The organism is Kitasatospora sp. NPDC097605, assembly GCF_040302725.1.
Taxonomy (GTDB): domain Bacteria; phylum Actinomycetota; class Actinomycetes; order Streptomycetales; family Streptomycetaceae; genus Kitasatospora.
The window spans coordinates 84,897-98,513 of sequence record NZ_JBEOSF010000033.1; the positions used below are offsets into that span (position 1 = coordinate 84,897).

The 13,617-nt window shown below is 75.1% G+C and carries 14 protein-coding genes; 4 read left to right on the forward strand and 10 right to left on the reverse strand.

Going from position 1 to position 13,617, the window contains the following annotated elements:
• Positions 1 to 103: 103 nt before the first annotated feature.
• The 3 genes from ABTX81_RS29380 to ABTX81_RS29390 form a co-directional block, all read right to left on the reverse strand.
• Positions 104 to 559 (reverse strand): hypothetical protein, encoded by a 456-nt coding sequence (locus ABTX81_RS29380; protein WP_350551675.1) that lies wholly within the window; start codon positions 557 to 559, stop codon positions 104 to 106.
• A 232-nt stretch (positions 560 to 791) separates the two neighbouring features.
• Entirely contained in the window at positions 792 to 2,144 is a 1,353-nt protein-coding gene (locus ABTX81_RS29385) for a M14 family metallopeptidase (RefSeq protein ID WP_350551678.1), read from the reverse strand.
• Positions 2,145 to 2,284: 140 nt separating this feature from the next.
• Positions 2,285 to 3,646, reverse strand: coding sequence for a BTAD domain-containing putative transcriptional regulator (locus tag ABTX81_RS29390; RefSeq protein ID WP_350551681.1), 1,362 nt, complete (start codon positions 3,644 to 3,646; stop codon positions 2,285 to 2,287).
• Positions 3,647 to 3,754: 108 nt separating this feature from the next.
• On the opposite strand from ABTX81_RS29390, the gene ABTX81_RS29395 reads away from it, so the two are divergent.
• The gene (locus ABTX81_RS29395; protein WP_350551684.1) at positions 3,755 to 4,279 is read left to right on the forward strand and encodes a hypothetical protein; all 525 of its coding nucleotides are present in this window, start codon (positions 3,755 to 3,757) and stop codon (positions 4,277 to 4,279) included.
• Positions 4,280 to 4,439: 160 nt separating this feature from the next.
• Here the strand turns inward: ABTX81_RS29395 and ABTX81_RS29400 are convergent, their stop codons facing one another.
• Positions 4,440 to 5,126: a Tat pathway signal sequence domain protein gene (locus tag ABTX81_RS29400; protein ID WP_350551687.1), complete on the reverse strand. Its 687-nt coding sequence runs from the start codon at positions 5,124 to 5,126 to the stop codon at positions 4,440 to 4,442.
• A gap of 242 nt (positions 5,127 to 5,368) precedes the next feature.
• Here ABTX81_RS29400 and ABTX81_RS29405 point away from each other — a divergent pair, with 242 nt between their 5' ends.
• Complete coding sequence (locus ABTX81_RS29405; RefSeq protein ID WP_350551689.1) at positions 5,369 to 6,625, forward strand: YncE family protein; 1,257 nt, start codon at positions 5,369 to 5,371, stop codon at positions 6,623 to 6,625.
• 161 nt (positions 6,626 to 6,786) lie between these two features.
• On the opposite strand, the gene ddaH is transcribed toward ABTX81_RS29405, so the two are convergent.
• On the reverse strand, positions 6,787 to 7,605 hold the full coding sequence (gene ddaH / locus ABTX81_RS29410; RefSeq protein ID WP_350551692.1) for a dimethylargininase: 819 nt from the start codon (positions 7,603 to 7,605) through the stop codon (positions 6,787 to 6,789).
• A gap of 307 nt (positions 7,606 to 7,912) precedes the next feature.
• Here ddaH and ABTX81_RS29415 point away from each other — a divergent pair, with 307 nt between their 5' ends.
• Positions 7,913 to 8,722: a class I SAM-dependent methyltransferase gene (locus tag ABTX81_RS29415; RefSeq protein ID WP_350551694.1), complete on the forward strand. Its 810-nt coding sequence runs from the start codon at positions 7,913 to 7,915 to the stop codon at positions 8,720 to 8,722.
• A gap of 30 nt (positions 8,723 to 8,752) precedes the next feature.
• Here ABTX81_RS29415 and ABTX81_RS29420 read toward each other — a convergent pair whose 3' ends face one another.
• Positions 8,753 to 9,745 carry an aldo/keto reductase gene (locus tag ABTX81_RS29420; RefSeq protein ID WP_350551696.1) on the reverse strand — a complete coding sequence of 331 codons (993 nt, stop codon included), beginning with the start codon at positions 9,743 to 9,745 and terminating at the stop codon, positions 8,753 to 8,755.
• Between the two features lie 107 nt (positions 9,746 to 9,852).
• Between ABTX81_RS29420 and ABTX81_RS29425 the strand changes: the two genes are divergently transcribed.
• Entirely contained in the window at positions 9,853 to 10,365 is a 513-nt protein-coding gene (locus tag ABTX81_RS29425) for a GNAT family N-acetyltransferase (RefSeq protein ID WP_350551698.1), read from the forward strand.
• Here ABTX81_RS29425 and ABTX81_RS29430 read toward each other — a convergent pair.
• From ABTX81_RS29430 to ABTX81_RS29445, 4 genes are all read right to left on the reverse strand, one after another.
• A complete protein-coding gene (locus tag ABTX81_RS29430) occupies positions 10,362 to 11,423 on the reverse strand; it encodes a hypothetical protein (RefSeq protein ID WP_350551701.1) in 1,062 nt (353 codons plus the stop codon). The genes ABTX81_RS29425 and ABTX81_RS29430 overlap by 4 nt on opposite strands.
• Positions 11,424 to 11,432: 9 nt before the next feature.
• Complete coding sequence (locus ABTX81_RS29435; protein ID WP_350551703.1) at positions 11,433 to 11,924, reverse strand: DUF3291 domain-containing protein; 492 nt, start codon at positions 11,922 to 11,924, stop codon at positions 11,433 to 11,435.
• 33 nt (positions 11,925 to 11,957) lie between these two features.
• Positions 11,958 to 12,629 (reverse strand): helix-turn-helix transcriptional regulator, encoded by a 672-nt coding sequence (locus ABTX81_RS29440; RefSeq protein WP_350551706.1) that lies wholly within the window; start codon positions 12,627 to 12,629, stop codon positions 11,958 to 11,960.
• A gap of 72 nt (positions 12,630 to 12,701) precedes the next feature.
• Entirely contained in the window at positions 12,702 to 13,466 is a 765-nt protein-coding gene (locus ABTX81_RS29445; RefSeq protein ID WP_350551708.1) for an SOS response-associated peptidase, read from the reverse strand.
• Positions 13,467 to 13,617: the final 151 nt, after the last annotated feature.

Consider the following 13,617-nt stretch of genomic DNA (forward strand, 5'->3'; position numbering starts at 1 on the left):
CGAGCGCAACAGGCCGGCGCTGCTGGTTCATCGGCACACCGTAGAGGGCGCGGCCGGCCCCGGGTGGTGGGGCCGGGCCGCGCGGATGGTGCCGCGGACGGTGTCAGCAGGGGACGGTGATCGTGTGCGTCGCCGGCGAGGGCGGCCAACCGCCGTTGTCCACGCTGAAGTTGGAGGTCACCGAGGTTCCGCAGGGCACGGTGATGGTGATCCCGCCGACGTAGATGCCACCGGAGGGCACCAGGGCGGTCGTGTAGACCGGAGGAATCGGCGGCAGGGCGGGCGTGCTGCCGGAGATCTTGAAACCGACGTTCTGGGCGACCCAGGCCGGGTTGGTCGGGTAGGCGTGCCCGTAGAGGCGCACCTGGGTGCCGTTGACCTCGATACAGGCGCGGGTCTGCAGCAGGCCGGGCGCGCCCGGGGTGCCGCAGGAGGTGATCGGTCCGGGCGGGCCGGCGGGGCCGGTGGTGGCGGCGACGGCGGACGGGGCGGCGGTGGCGGTCAGCGCGGCGAGGACCGCGGCGCCGGCCAGGGTGGCGGCGGTGCGACGACGGTGCATGGGCGGGTTCCCTCCCTGTTGGGCAGCGCGCACGGCGAGATGCCGGGCGCGCTGTGACATGTCACATCGTTCTAGGAGGATGGTGGCACCGGGAGGGGCGTTGCGGCCCGGCCTTCGCGGTGAATGACCGGAGGGTGGCCATCCGTTGGCCTGAACGGTGTGTCATGTGCCCTGCGCCACACGGGATGAGCGGCCCGCCGGGCGGGCCGCTCGGTTCGGTGGGGGACGGGCGTCAGTTGGCGATGCCGCAGTACTGCTGCTGCTTGCCGATCGCGCGGTAGACGCAGTCGGCGGTCTCCACCAGCCGCAGCACGGCCTCCCGGTTGCGGCTGGTCTCGCGCCCGATCACCTCGTCGGGCGGGTAGAAGCCGCTGGCGCCGTTCGGCCCGGGGTACATCTCGAAGGTGTAGGCGAAGATCCGCTGCGCACCCCACAGCCAGTCGTCGATCGAGCCGTCCGTGATGTAGAGGTCGCTGGACTGCTCCGGCGTGTAGTTGTTGGTCGAGGCCATCGAGCGGCCGAGGGTGGCGAAGGTGTTGTACTCGTCGGCGGACATGCCGGTGGTGGTGTTGGCGGTGGTCCAGCCGAACGGCCAGAGCACCAGCTCGCTGTAGGTGTGGAAGTCGATGGCCGCGGTGATCTGCTGCTTGCCGCCGACCACCCGGCTGCGCACGAAGTCGGCGACCACCTTGGTCTCCTTGGCGGACTCCGGCGCGCTGCCCCGGTAGGTCTCGCTGGACGTGGAGCCGGAGGAGCCGCCGCAGCAGCCGAACTTGTAGTCCCAGTTGCGGTTGAGGTCGGTGCCGACGTAGCTGCTGCCCGGGTTCGGCTGGCGGTCCTTGCGCCAGCTGCGGTAGCGGCCGGTGGCGATGTCGTACTCCCCGCCGTCCGGGTTGAGGTCCGGGACCACCCAGATCTCCCGGCTGTTGACCGCGTTGGCGATCCGGCCGTCGGTGGCGTACTTGTCGCCGAACTCGTGCAGCAGGTAGAGCGACATCTCGACGGTGAGGTGCTCCCGGGCGTGCTGGTGCGCGGTGAACAGCACCTCGGGCTCGTTCTCGTCGGTGCCGACGTTGTCGCTGATCTTGACGGCGACGATCGGCCGGCCCTCGTAGGAGGTGCCGATCACCCGCTTGCTCATGATGTCGGGGTGCGCGGCGACGACGGCGTCGATGTCGGCCGCGGCCTCCGCGTAGTTGTGGTAGCCGGAGTCGGCGGACGGGAAGTCGTACAGCGCCGCGCCGACATTCGCCTGGCCGGGCTCGACGCCGTAGCGCGGGCCGGGCAGCAGGACGGGCGACCAGCCGAGCGCGCGCAGCCGGGCGGCCTCGGCGGGGGTGGCGGTGACGGTCAGGGAGTCGGGCCGGACGGCGTCGACGGAGGCGCCGGTGGCGGCGATCTGCGTGCGCTCGGCGACGGTCCGGGGGCCGTCGACGCGGTACTGCCGGGCGCTGTCGGCATCGGTGGCGGAGGTGGAGGCGGGGGCGGGCTGCGCCGTGGCCTGGCTGGTGAGCGGGACGGCGAGGGCGAGGGCCAGCAGGACGGCGGTGGCCGCGGCCGGCTTCCCTCGGCGGGGCAGTCGCATGACTGTCCTCCTGTGGGGGGTCCGTAGGGACGGAACGGTGGAGGAGGTGCGGCGCCGCGAGCTTGATGGTCCGTCAATGACATGCAAACGTCAAGGAGTTGGGCGAAGCGGTGGCCGCACGGGCCCGGCCGCGCGCCGGGTCAGGGCGCCGGCACGCCCCGGGGCGCCGCCGCCCCGCAGGTCGCCAGACTGCACCAGCGCCGCCGCCCGGCCGCGTCCAGGAACAGCCAGCCGCAGTCCGCGCTCGGGCACCGCCGGATGGTCAACCGGCGCGGCTCGGCGAGGAGTTCGGCGGCCGCCCGGGCGGCGGCGTACAGCGGCAGCCGCAGCCCGGCCGACGGCGGCAGCCGCCACTGCGCCAGCCCGTCCTCGCCCCGGGTGAACACCGCCGCCCGGGTGGCGTGCTGGACCACGGCGGCCACCTCGCCGAAGGCCGCCCCGTCCTGCGGATCGGTGAGGCACGCGTACAGCGCGGAGCGGAACGCGCGGGCCTCGGCCAGGACGGCCTCCGCCTCCTCCGGACGCCGGGCGGCCTGCCGCAGCAGCGACTCCACCAGCGGCGGCGCCGCGAGGTCCTGGTGCCCGGCCCAGACCGCCAGCGTCGAGTAGCGGCGCAGCCAGTCCGACCCGGGCGGCGGGGCCGGGTCGCCCCAGCCGGCGAAGGTGTTGCAGAACTCCAGCGCCGGGTGCCCGCCCGCGCTCCACGGCAGCCACTCCTCGCCCACCCGCACCGCGTACAGCGGCGCCGGCGGCCGGTCCAGCCGGGGGTCGGCGCGCAGGATCCGCTCGTGCAGCGCGGCCAGTTCGGTCCCCGGCTCCACGCCCAGCGTCTCCACCAGCGTGCGGCGGGTGTGCCGGTAGAGGGCCAGTGCCTCGCCCTGCCGGCCCGCCCGGTACAGGGCCGTCATCGCGGCGCGCACCAGCCGCTCCCGGGGTGGCAGGCCGTCCGACTCGCCCTCGCGCAGCGGGAGATCGGCGAGCAGACGGTCGTGCCGGCCCATCGCCAGCAGGAGTTCCGCGCGCTGCTCCAGCGCGGACAGCCGCAGCTGGAGCAGCCGCCCGCCGAGCCGTCCGCGCAGCGCGTCGTCGGCGACGTCCGCGAGCAGCGGCCCGCGCCAGAGCGCGAGCGCCCGGTCGTGGCAGCGCAGCCGCTCGGCCGGGTCGCCGGTCGCCGCCGCGCGGGCCGTGAGGTCGAGGAACTCCCGGACGTCCAGGCCGTGCCGGCCCGGCGCGAGGGCGTACCCGTCGTGCCGGGTGTCGATCACCACGCCGTGCGGGCGCAGCCGGGCGCGCAGCCGGCCGATGTACGTGTGCACGGTGCCGCGCGCCGAGGCGGGCGGGCTGCCGTGCCACAGCAGGTCGATCAGCCGCTCGGTGGCGACCACCCGGCCGTCCTCCAGCAGCAGGAGGGCCAGCAGGCACCGCTCCTGGCGGCGGGCGCCGGCCAGCACGGGCTCGCCGCGGTGGTCGGCCTCGAACGGGCCGAGCAGTCGGAACTCCATGGCGGGACACCCTACGGCCCGCCGGGGCCGGGCGATGGTGAGAATCCGGTCAGCGGCCACTGCCAGGCTGGCCGCCGAACCGTTCCACGCACCGTCAGGAGAACCGCCATGCGCCGTTTCCCCCTCCGCCTCGTGACCGCCGCCGCCGTCACCGCCCTGGCCGCGACCCTGGCCGCCGCCCCGGCGGCGGGCGCCGCCGACCGGGGCGGCTGGGAGCCGTGGCCCTCGCCGTCCTTCGACCTGCCGGCCGGCGCCCGCTGCGACTTCCCGGTGCACCTCGAACCCGTCGTCGACCGCGTCGAGCGGCACGTGCTGGCCGCCGACCCCGACGGCACCGTCCGCCGCGTCGCCTACCGGGGCGCCCTCGTCATGCGGCTCACCAACACCCTCACCGGCGCCCACTACGACGCCGACGCCGGCGGCCGCTCCCACGTCGACTACCGCCCCGACGGCTCCCAGACCTGGCGCGCCCACGGCCCGATCCTGCTCGGCTTCGGCGCCGGCGCGGGCACCCTGCCCCGCGACCTCTACACCGTCGACGGCGACTACACCGTCGACATCAGCGCCACCGGCTACCGCACCCTCACCCTCAAGCACGGCTCCGCCGAACCCCTCTGCGCCAAGGTCGCCTGACCCCGGGGCCCGGTCACCCCCGCCCGCCGGCCGGCCCGATCATCGGGCGCGAGCGTTGCCGCCCGGGGACCTCCGGCGCCACACCTTTCGTCGGCGTCCTTGCCGTGACGGACGTGAGCGGTGCGCGGGGGCGCACCGCTCACGGGCCGGGGCGTGGCGGTCAGTTCACGGAGACCGCGGGGGCGCCGGGCAGGGTGGAGTCGGTCATCGGGCCGTAGGTCGCGGAGAAGTAGCCCTCGCCGGGGCAGAGCGCGGAGCCGGCGCTCTTGACGAAGTGCGCGTTGCGGAAGACCAGGGCGTGCGCGGTGTTGTCGGCGGTCCCGGTGAAGGCGCCGGAGAGCTGGTAGGTGCAGGTGAGGGTGCCGAACCAGCTGTTGAGCACGGCCGAGGCCTGGATCGGTCCGGCCGGCCCGGCGCTGAGGGTGACGGGCAGTCCGGCGGAGTCGGCGACCGTGACGTTGTAGGCGAGGTTGCCGACCGTGAGGCTCTTGACCGAGGTGACGCCGGTGACGTTGGCCGTGCAGGAGCCGAAGGTGAGGCCGGTCAGGGAGGCGGTGGCGGTGCCCGGCGCGGCGGGGTTGCCGAGGGCCTTGGCGGTCAGCGGCGAGACGCCGCAGAAGACGCCGGTCGAGCCGGTGGTGTCCGAGGAGAAGGTGGCGCGGGTGCCCGCGGCGAGCGGGGCCTGCAGGACGTCGCCCACGGCGACGGCCGTCCCGCCGGCGGTCAGCACGGGTCCGGCGGCGGTTCCGGCGGCGGGGGCGGTCGTGGGGGCGGCGGCCGCCGGGAGGGCGCCGACGGCGACGGTCGCGGCGGCCGCGACCAGGGCAAGGCAGGGGTGCAGGCGCATGAGGGGGCCTCGTTCTCGGTGGGGGGGCGAGCGGGCGGACGGTCCGGAGTTCCGGGTAAGTGGGGCCCGGAGCCCGGGAGTTGACTTGTTTGTAGAGCGGTGTCCGCGCACCGTCAAGGAGGTCGGCGGCAGTTGTTGACAATCCGTCAGCAACAATCGTCCGAGGTATTGCCAGGGATGCCGGGCGCTCCCTACCGTCGAGTAGCGCCCATGCCGGCCCTCCGTCGTCCCAAGGAGCCGCGATGTTCCCCCTCCGCCACCGGGCCCTCCTCGCCGCCGCGGCCGTGCTCGGCCTCGCCCTGCCGGCCGCCGCCGGTGCCACGCCCGCCGGTGAATCCGGCCCCGCCGCCCTGCGGGAGGTGATGTTCGTGGGCAACAACTGGGACGGCACCGCCGATGTCATCACCGCCCGCGGCGACCTCGCCCGGATCGGCCGGATCAACGTCATCCCCGACAAGGACCAGCGCCTCACCGAGATCGCCCTCAATCCCGTCAAGCTCGCCTACTTCCTCGGCGTCCGCCTCGGCCCCGGCGAGGGCCACGACCAGTTCGTCGACGACATGTACACCACCCCGGACGGCACCGCCGTCGTCGTCTCCCGCCCGAGCTTCGCCGACGTGGTCTCCCTCGACCTCGCCACCGGCCGGATCAACTGGCGCTTCCCGGTGGCGGGTTACCGCTCCGACCACATGGCGGTCTCGCCCGACGGCACCCGGCTCGCGGTCTCCGCCTCCACCGCCGACACGGTGCACGTGCTGGACATCGCCACCGGCCGCGAGCTCGGCTCCTTCGCCACCGGCGACAAGCCCCACGAGAACCTCTTCACCGACGGCGGCCGGCTGATCTGGAACATGTCGATCGGCGAGGTCACCACCGCCCTCGACGCCCCCTGGCTGGACTGGACGAAGGGCGACCGCCGGATCACGGTCGCCGACGCCGACACCTTCCGGACCGTCCGGATCATCGACATGCGCGAGCGCCTCGACGCCTTCGGCCGCTCCGACCTCTCCGACGCCGTCCGCCCGGCGGCCTTCACCCCGGACGGCTCCACGCTGTACTTCCAGGTCTCCTTCTTCAACGGCCTCGTGGAGTACGACGTCGCCGCCGACCGGATCACCCGGGTCAGGACCCTGCCGACGAACCCCGCGACCAACGAGGACCGCACCACCTGGGTCAACGACTCCCGCCACCACGGCCTGGCCGTCAGCCCCGCCGGCGACCGCCTCTGCGTGGCGGGCACCATGGACGACTACGCCACCGTGGTCGACCGCGCCACCCTCCAGGAGGGCCCGTTGGTCCCCGCCGTCAAGCCCTACTGGGCGACGGTCAGCGGCGACGGCCGCTCCTGCGTCGTCTCCGAGAGCGGCGCTGACCGGGTCACCGCCATCGACTTCGCCACCGGCCGGCGCACCTCCACCGTCGACGTCGGCGACCACCCCCAGCGCGTCCGCCTCGGCCACGTCCCCGCCGACTGGACCGGCCCCACCACCACCCGCTGAACCCGCGCCAGCCCCGCGCCGCGCGGCGGTAGTGGTCGAGGACGTCCTGGCGCAGGAGGTCGGCGAAGCCGGCGCCCTCCAGACGGAGGGCGAGCCGGAGCTCGGTCAGGCCCGTCGACCGTGGCACCGGGCGGCCGAGGGAGCACAGCCGGTTCTCCCGGCTACGCGGGCGCCCCGCGCAGCTCCAGGGTGCAGCACTTCACGCTGCCGCCGGCCTTGAGCAGCTCGGTGACATCGATCCCGATCGGCTCGAAGCCGCGCGCCCGCAGCCGCGCCGCCAGCCCGACCGCCGCCTCCGGCAGGACCACCCGGCGGCCGTCCGAGACGGCGTTGAGGCCGAAGACGGCGGCGTCCTCGTCGGAGGCGAGCACGGCGTCCGGGTACAGCGCGGCGAGGGTGGCCCGGCTCTGCGGCGAGAACGCGGGCGGGTAGTACATGATCTCGTCCTCGCCGAGCACCGCGAGCGCGGTGTCCAGGTGGTAGTAGCGCGGGTCGACCAGCTCCAGGGTCACCACCGGTCGGCCCAGCACGCGCTCCGCCTCGGCGTGCGCCCGGCGGTCGGTGCGGAAGCCCGTCCCGGCCAGGATCCGCTCGCCGACGAGCAGGTAGTCGCCCTCGCCCTCGTTGCTGAACCCGGCCTGCGTCACCGTCCGGTAGCCGCGCGAGCGGAACCACTCCAGGTACGCGGGGGCCTCGTCGGCGCGCTCGGGGTGCCGGAACCGGGCCACCAGGGCGGTGCCGTCGACGACGGTGGCGCCGTTGGCGGCGAACACCATGTCGGGCAGCCCGGGGAGCGGCTCGATCAGCTCGACGGTGTGGCCGAGCTCCAGGAAGAGCGCGTACAGCCGCTCCCACTGGACGACGGCGAGGGCGGCGTCGGTGGGCTTCGCCGGCTCCATCCACGGGTTGATCGAGTAGTCGACCGTGAAGTGGGTCGGACGGCACATCAGGTAGTGGCGGGGACGGGCGGTACGGGACACGGGTGGTCGTCTTCCTTCCGGCGGGGTGCTGCGGAGGGGCGGAGCGGGGCGCGGTGGCGCCGGCTGCCCAGAGCGTGCCGGGCCCGGCGATCGTGGACGTGGCCGCGATGTGCACGGCCGTCGGACGCCGGTGGTCCAGCGAGGGTCGGCGGCACCCGTCGGGACGTGGGCGACCGGTGGGCGACCGGTGGGCGACGGGTGGGCGACGGGTGGCGACACGCGGGCAGGAACGTGCCTGCGTCGGCGCCGTGCCGTCCCGGGGTGCACTGGCCCCGGGCAGTCACACGTCGAGGAGGAGGTCGTCGCCATGGGGACGGAGACGGGAACGAGGGCGGCGGGAGCCGGGCCGGTCCGGGTGCTGGACGTCTCCGGCGCGGACTACCGCCGGGCGTTCGAACTGTTCCTCGCGGGCACCGACGAGAAGCCGCTCACCCATGCCCGGCTGGGCGAGGTCGTCGCCGGCCTGGACCACCGCCGGCTGCTGCTGGACGTGGGCGCGGGCGAGGGGCGGACCACCGCCTACCTGGCGCAGTACTTCGAGCGCACGGTGGCCGTCGAGCCCAGCGCGGCGATGCGCGAGAAGCTGCGGCTGGCCTGCCCCGGCGCGCTCGTGCTGGCCGACCCGGTGGACCGGGCGGAGCCGCCCGGGCCGGCGGACCTGGTCCACCTCTCGCACGTGCTGTACTACGTGCGGCCGGCGGACTGGCTGCCCACCGTGCGCCGGGTGCTGGACTGGGTGGCACCCGGCGGGACGCTGCTGGTGGTGCTGCAGAACCCGGAGAGCCCCTGCATGCGGATGGCCGCGCACTTCACGGGCGTGCGCTACGACCTGCGGCCGCTGGCCGAGCGACTGGCCGCCCCGGACCCGGACCGGGTGGCCCCGGGGTGCACCTACGCGCTCGAAGCCCTCGACCTGCACTACCGGACCGACCGGCTGGACGAGGCGGTGGACGTCGCCGAGTTCATGATCAATGTGGCCGACCTGGCCACCATGGACCCGCTGCCCGAGCGTGCCGAGCTGGCCGCCTACGTCGAGCGCCACTTCGCCCGCCCGGACGGCGGCTACGCCATCGGCCACACCCAGGACATGCTGACGGTCCGCCGCTCCCCGCGCTGACGGGGCGGGCGACGTTCCCGCGCCGGCCCGTCAGGCCCAGGGCAGCGCCGAGCGGGTGCGCCAGTACGCCTCGGCCGGCTCGGCCAGCGCCGCGAGGCCGTCCAGGTCGTCGGCGCCCAGGGCGAGTCCGACGGCCTCCAGGTTGGAGGTCAGCTGACCGGTGGTGGCCGCGCCGGAGAGCACCAGGTCCGCCCAGGGCTGGGCGGCGACGGCGGCCAGCGCGAGGGCGTCGCAGGACGCGCCGGTGCGGTCCGCGAGCGCGCGCAGCGCGGCGGTGTCCGGCCCGGTGGCGTTGCGGTCGGCGAGCCGGCCGTTGGCCATGCCCTCCTTGACCACCACCAGCCACCCGGCCTCGAAGGCCTCGGCCAGCGCCGGGCCGGCGGAGGGCTCCAGCACGTTCCAGGTGGCCTGCACGGCGGCGAACAGCGGCCGCCCGTCGACGGTCACCTCCAGCGCCGCCCGCACCGCCGCGGCCTGCCCGGGGCCGCTGGTGGACAGGCCCACCCGCACGCCCTCGGCGGCCAGCGCGGCGAGCCGCGCGTGCAGCGCGGGGTCGGTGAGCGCGGGGCTGTCCGGCGTGACCGAGTGCACCAGGTAGAGGTCCGGCAGCCCGCCCAGCAGCGCCCGGGTCTCCGCCACCTGACGGTCGAACACCGCCGTCGAGTGCTCCTTGACCTCGTGCACCGGAACCCCCGACGCCCGCCAGCCGGCGGTGTAGGTGTAGCCCCACTTGCTGCCGACCGTGACCTCCTCGGCCGCCTGCGGCCGGGAGGCCAGCCAGGCGCCGAGGAACTCCTCCGCGCGCCCGTACGAGCGGGCGGTGTCGAAGTAGCGCACGCCGGCCGCGTAGGCGGCGTCGAGCAGCTCGTGGGTGCGCTCGCGCAGGGCCTCGACGGTGCGCTCGGCGGGCAGGTCGAGGTCGCGGCCGAGCGTGATGTACCCGGGCCGGCCGACGGCTGCGGTGCCCAGCCCGAACCGCGCGATCGACGGTTCGGCGGCGTCGGCGGCGGGGGCGGTCGGCATGGCGGGCTCCTTCGAAACGGCTGCGGGGGGCGGGACGGTGTCCGCGCCCTCCCGCACCCTATGCTGCTGAGCTGCGGGAACGATGATCACCACGGGGAGGCGCGGCCATGGGCTACCGGATCGAACGGATCGGCCTGGAGGACTGGGAGCGGCTGCGGGAGGTGCGGCTCGCGCAGCTGCTCGACACGCCCATGGCCTTCCTGGAGACCCATGGGACGGCGCTCGCCCACGGCGAGGAGGAGTGGCGCGCCCGGGCCCGCAAGGTGAACGAGCCCGGCGCCGTCGGCCTGGTCGCCGTCGACGGGGCGTCGGGGGAGTGGGTCGGCACGATGATCGGCTTCACGCCCGGGTCCGACACGGCGCTGCTGGTCGGCGTCTGGGTCGCCCCGGAGCACAGCGGCCGCGAGCGCGGCGTGACGGACGCGATGCTGGACGCCGTCGTCGCCTGGGCGCGCGACGAGGCCGGGGCACGGCGCCTGCTGCTCTCCGTGCACGAGGACAACGCCCGGGCCGCGGCCTTCTACCAGCGCCGGGGCTTCGCCTTCACCGGTGCCACCAAGCCGTACCCGCTCGACCCGGCCGCCCGCGAACGGGAGATGTCCCTCCCGCTGGGACCCTAGGCCGTGCTCCAGCGGTTGAGCGTCCCCTCCGCCCCGTCGTAGGTCAGCCAGGTGCCGTCCCCGAGCGGGCGCGCATAGCTGTCGACGGGGCCTGCGGGGTAGCCGACCGCCCCGCGTATCTCCAGGGTGCGGGCGTCCAGCAGCCAGTGCCGGGCGTGCTCCGGATCGTCGGCGGAGTCGAGGGTGGAGGCGATGACGGTGTCGGCGTCGACGAAGCCGCAGTCGTGGTCCCAGCAGGGCGGGTCCTCGTCCTCGCCCTGCTCGGGCTCCCGGTGGACGAGCACGGTGCCGTCCGGCCCGTGCAGCCGCAGGTCGCAGCCGTCGTGCCCGACGGTCAGGAACCCCGGGTGGCCGGGGTGGACGTCGGCGAGGATGCGGTCCAGGTCGCGGCTGACGATCCGGCCCTCCAGCTCCACGCCGTTCCAGCGGGCCCAGTGGAGCAGGACGCCGTCCTGGCCCATGCCGATGGTGAGGCCGACATGGGCGCCGTCCGGGTGGGCGAGGTGGCGCGAGCCGAAGGACATGCTGTCCCGCAGCGGACGACGGGCCAGCTCCCCGCCGTCGCCGGCGTCCAGGAGGACCCAGTGCTCGCGGGAGTTCTGCGCCGCGGACACCGAGGCGACGTGCGCCCAGACGAGCCGGCCGTCGTCGGAGACCAGGCAGGAGCCGTGCTCGGGGCCGGGGCAGACGGCCGGTCCGTCGTCGGTGTGCGGGTGGTCGCTCCCGTACCCCCAGCAGGCGTGCGGGTACTCCCACAGCGTCGACCCGTCCGACGCGACGGCCCGCACGGCGCGCTGCTCGGCGAAGACCGCGAACGAGCCGTCGGGGCTCACCGACTGGCCGCCGTGCTCCCAGCCGGACCGGGGCACCGGGAAGACCGCGGCCGGCGCGCGCTCCCCGGCGAACAGCTCCTCCAGGTCGTGGACCTCCAGTTCGTTCCCGTGCCGGAGCAGCACCCGGCGTGACCCGTCGCCCCGGCGCTCCAGGGCGAAGCCGTTGACCAGTGCGGCGCCGCCCGGCAGCTTCACCGAGGCGCGCAGGTGTGCGGTGATCGACATGGCCCGACGCTAGCGCACGGCACCGACAATCCCGTCGGGCGCCGGGTACGCCGAGGCGAAGGTGAACGCGCGCGGGGAGGGCCCGTTGGCCCGCAGGTCCGCCAGCCGCTCCAGCGCCTCGTCCAGGCTCGGCCGGTGCCCGGCCGGCACCCACCAGAGCACCAGGTGCGCCTCGACGTGCCGCTCGAACCACTCGCGGCGCCGCCGCACCACGTCCAGGTGCCCGCTGCGGTAGGTGAAGTCCCAGAGGGCTTCCGGGCTCTCCCACACCGACATGTTGACGATGACGTCCTCGCCCGCCGGCCGCAGCCCGGTGGCGTCGGCGGCGCCGTCCCCGACCAGCCGCCAGACGAAGCCGGGCGCGCCGTCGGCGGCGGCGTTCACCGGGTCGAGCAGCTCGACGAAGGGGGCGATCCGCGGGTCGTCGAGCGGGTGGCTGAGGGTGGCGACGTTGAGCTGGGCGAGCTGGGCGAGCTGGGCGGCGGGCGCGGGTGAGGTCATGTCCGGCATTCCAGCACGGCCGGATTTTCTATGTCAATCGACATTGTTTTTAGAATCCTCGACCACCACGCAGCACTCCCCGGGCCGGGCGTCCATCCGCGCGCGCAGCGGACCGTCGGCGCCGAGCAGCCCCTCCAGCAGCGCCAGGTTCATGCCGCAGACCAGCGGCGGGAAGTTCTCGGCGACGGCGTGGAACGGGCAGTTGCGCATCCGCAGGACCTCCCGGTCCGCGGTCCGCGCCCGCTCCGGGTACGGCTCGTAGCCGCGGGCGGCCAGCACCTCCAGCGCCTCGGCGAGGTCGCGGCAGGGGCCCGCCGCCGCGCGCAGCGCCTCGCCCCGGCGGTGCGCGGCCGCGCCGAGCCCGGCGTCGAGACCGGCCTCCTCGGCGGCCTCGGCGAGCAGTTCGGCGGCGGTGCGGTAGTCGCGGGCGGGCAGCGACACCGACCGCTCGGTCCGCGCCCGGGCGTACACCTTGGCGGGCCGCCCCGCCCCCGGGCCCGAACGGCCGGTCAGCCGGCGGCTGCCGGTCTCCAGCAGCCCGGCCTCGGCCAGCCGGTCCAGATGGTGCGCGGCGAGCGTGCGTGCCACCCCCGTCGCCTCGGCGGCCTCGTTGCGCCCGACCTCGCGGCCCTGCGCCGCCACGTACTCGTACAGCCGGCGGCGCACCGGATCCTGCAGCGCCGCGATCGCGTCGATGTCCTCCATCCGGCCAGTCTAAGAACAACGCGGATCCGCCTTAGAAGGGACGGCTCAGAAGGGGCGGCTCAGAAGGGAGGCTCAGACGTAGTGGCCCCCGGTGACCTCCGGCAGCGGGTCCTCGACGGGATCCAGCAGCTGCGGGCCGTCGTTGCGCACGCTGTTGACCGTCGTGGCCACCGGCCGTACCAGCAGTTCCCCGGCCGGCGCGTGCAGCAGGTCGCGCACCTCGCCGGGGTCGGTGACGGCGGGGTTCAGCCAGTCGTCCAGGGCGTCGGCGGCGAGGGTGACCGGCATCCGGTCGTGGATCCGCCCGGCCGCGTCCGTCGCCTCGGTGGTCAGCACGGTGCAGGTGACCAGCCACGCGGCCGGGTCGTCGTCCTCCGCCACCGCGCGGTCGCGCCAGAACTCGTACAGCCCGGCCATCAGCAGCAGGCCGCCGTCGGGCCGGTGCAGGTAGTACGGCTGCTTGTAGCCCTTGCGCCCCTCGGCCGCCGGGACCGGCCGCCACTCGAAGTAGCCGTCCGCGGGCACCACGCACCGCCGGTCCTTGAACGCCTTGCGGAAGGCGGGCTTCTCGTGCGCGGTCTCCACCCGGGCGTTGATCATCCGGGCCCCGGAGCCAGGGTCCTTGGACCAGGACGGCACCAGCCCCCAGCGCAGCGGGCGCACCTGCCGGGTGATCTCCCCGGTCTCCCGGTCGACCCGCTCCAGCACACTGGCCACCTGGTCGGTCGGCGCCACGTTCCAGGACGGCGCCAGTGTCTCCGTCGCGGGCCACACCGAGGCGCGCAGCAGGTCCGCGAGATCGGACGGGGTGGTGGTGGAGACGAATCGACCGCACATGCGCCCCATCCTGCCGTCCGGCCCCGCCACTCGTCACGCGCACCGCTGAAGACGGCCGGCCGCGGGCCCCCGGGTGCGGGGCCCGTCTTCACCGCGCTGTTCGCCGGCGTCCTGCTGGGCGAGCGGCCCGGCGGGCAGCGGCTGCTCGGCC

Coding starts and splice junctions, on each gene's coding strand:
- ABTX81_RS29380 (WP_350551675.1), bottom strand. CDS start 559: ATGCACCGTCGTCGCACCGCCGCCACCCTGGCCGGCGCCGCGGTCCTC.
- ABTX81_RS29415 (WP_350551694.1), top strand. CDS start 7,913: ATGGGGACGGAGACGGGAACGAGGGCGGCGGGAGCCGGGCCGGTCCGG.
- ABTX81_RS29430 (WP_350551701.1), bottom strand. CDS start 11,423: ATGTCGATCACCGCACACCTGCGCGCCTCGGTGAAGCTGCCGGGCGGC.
- ABTX81_RS29420 (WP_350551696.1), bottom strand. CDS start 9,745: ATGCCGACCGCCCCCGCCGCCGACGCCGCCGAACCGTCGATCGCGCGG.
- ABTX81_RS29440 (WP_350551706.1), bottom strand. CDS start 12,629: ATGGAGGACATCGACGCGATCGCGGCGCTGCAGGATCCGGTGCGCCGC.
- ABTX81_RS29400 (WP_350551687.1), bottom strand. CDS start 5,126: ATGCGCCTGCACCCCTGCCTTGCCCTGGTCGCGGCCGCCGCGACCGTC.
- ABTX81_RS29445 (WP_350551708.1), bottom strand. CDS start 13,466: ATGTGCGGTCGATTCGTCTCCACCACCACCCCGTCCGATCTCGCGGAC.
- ABTX81_RS29425 (WP_350551698.1), top strand. CDS start 9,853: ATGGGCTACCGGATCGAACGGATCGGCCTGGAGGACTGGGAGCGGCTG.
- ABTX81_RS29390 (WP_350551681.1), bottom strand. CDS start 3,646: ATGGAGTTCCGACTGCTCGGCCCGTTCGAGGCCGACCACCGCGGCGAG.
- ABTX81_RS29395 (WP_350551684.1), top strand. CDS start 3,755: ATGCGCCGTTTCCCCCTCCGCCTCGTGACCGCCGCCGCCGTCACCGCC.
- ABTX81_RS29435 (WP_350551703.1), bottom strand. CDS start 11,924: ATGACCTCACCCGCGCCCGCCGCCCAGCTCGCCCAGCTCGCCCAGCTC.
- ABTX81_RS29385 (WP_350551678.1), bottom strand. CDS start 2,144: ATGCGACTGCCCCGCCGAGGGAAGCCGGCCGCGGCCACCGCCGTCCTG.
- ABTX81_RS29405 (WP_350551689.1), top strand. CDS start 5,369: ATGTTCCCCCTCCGCCACCGGGCCCTCCTCGCCGCCGCGGCCGTGCTC.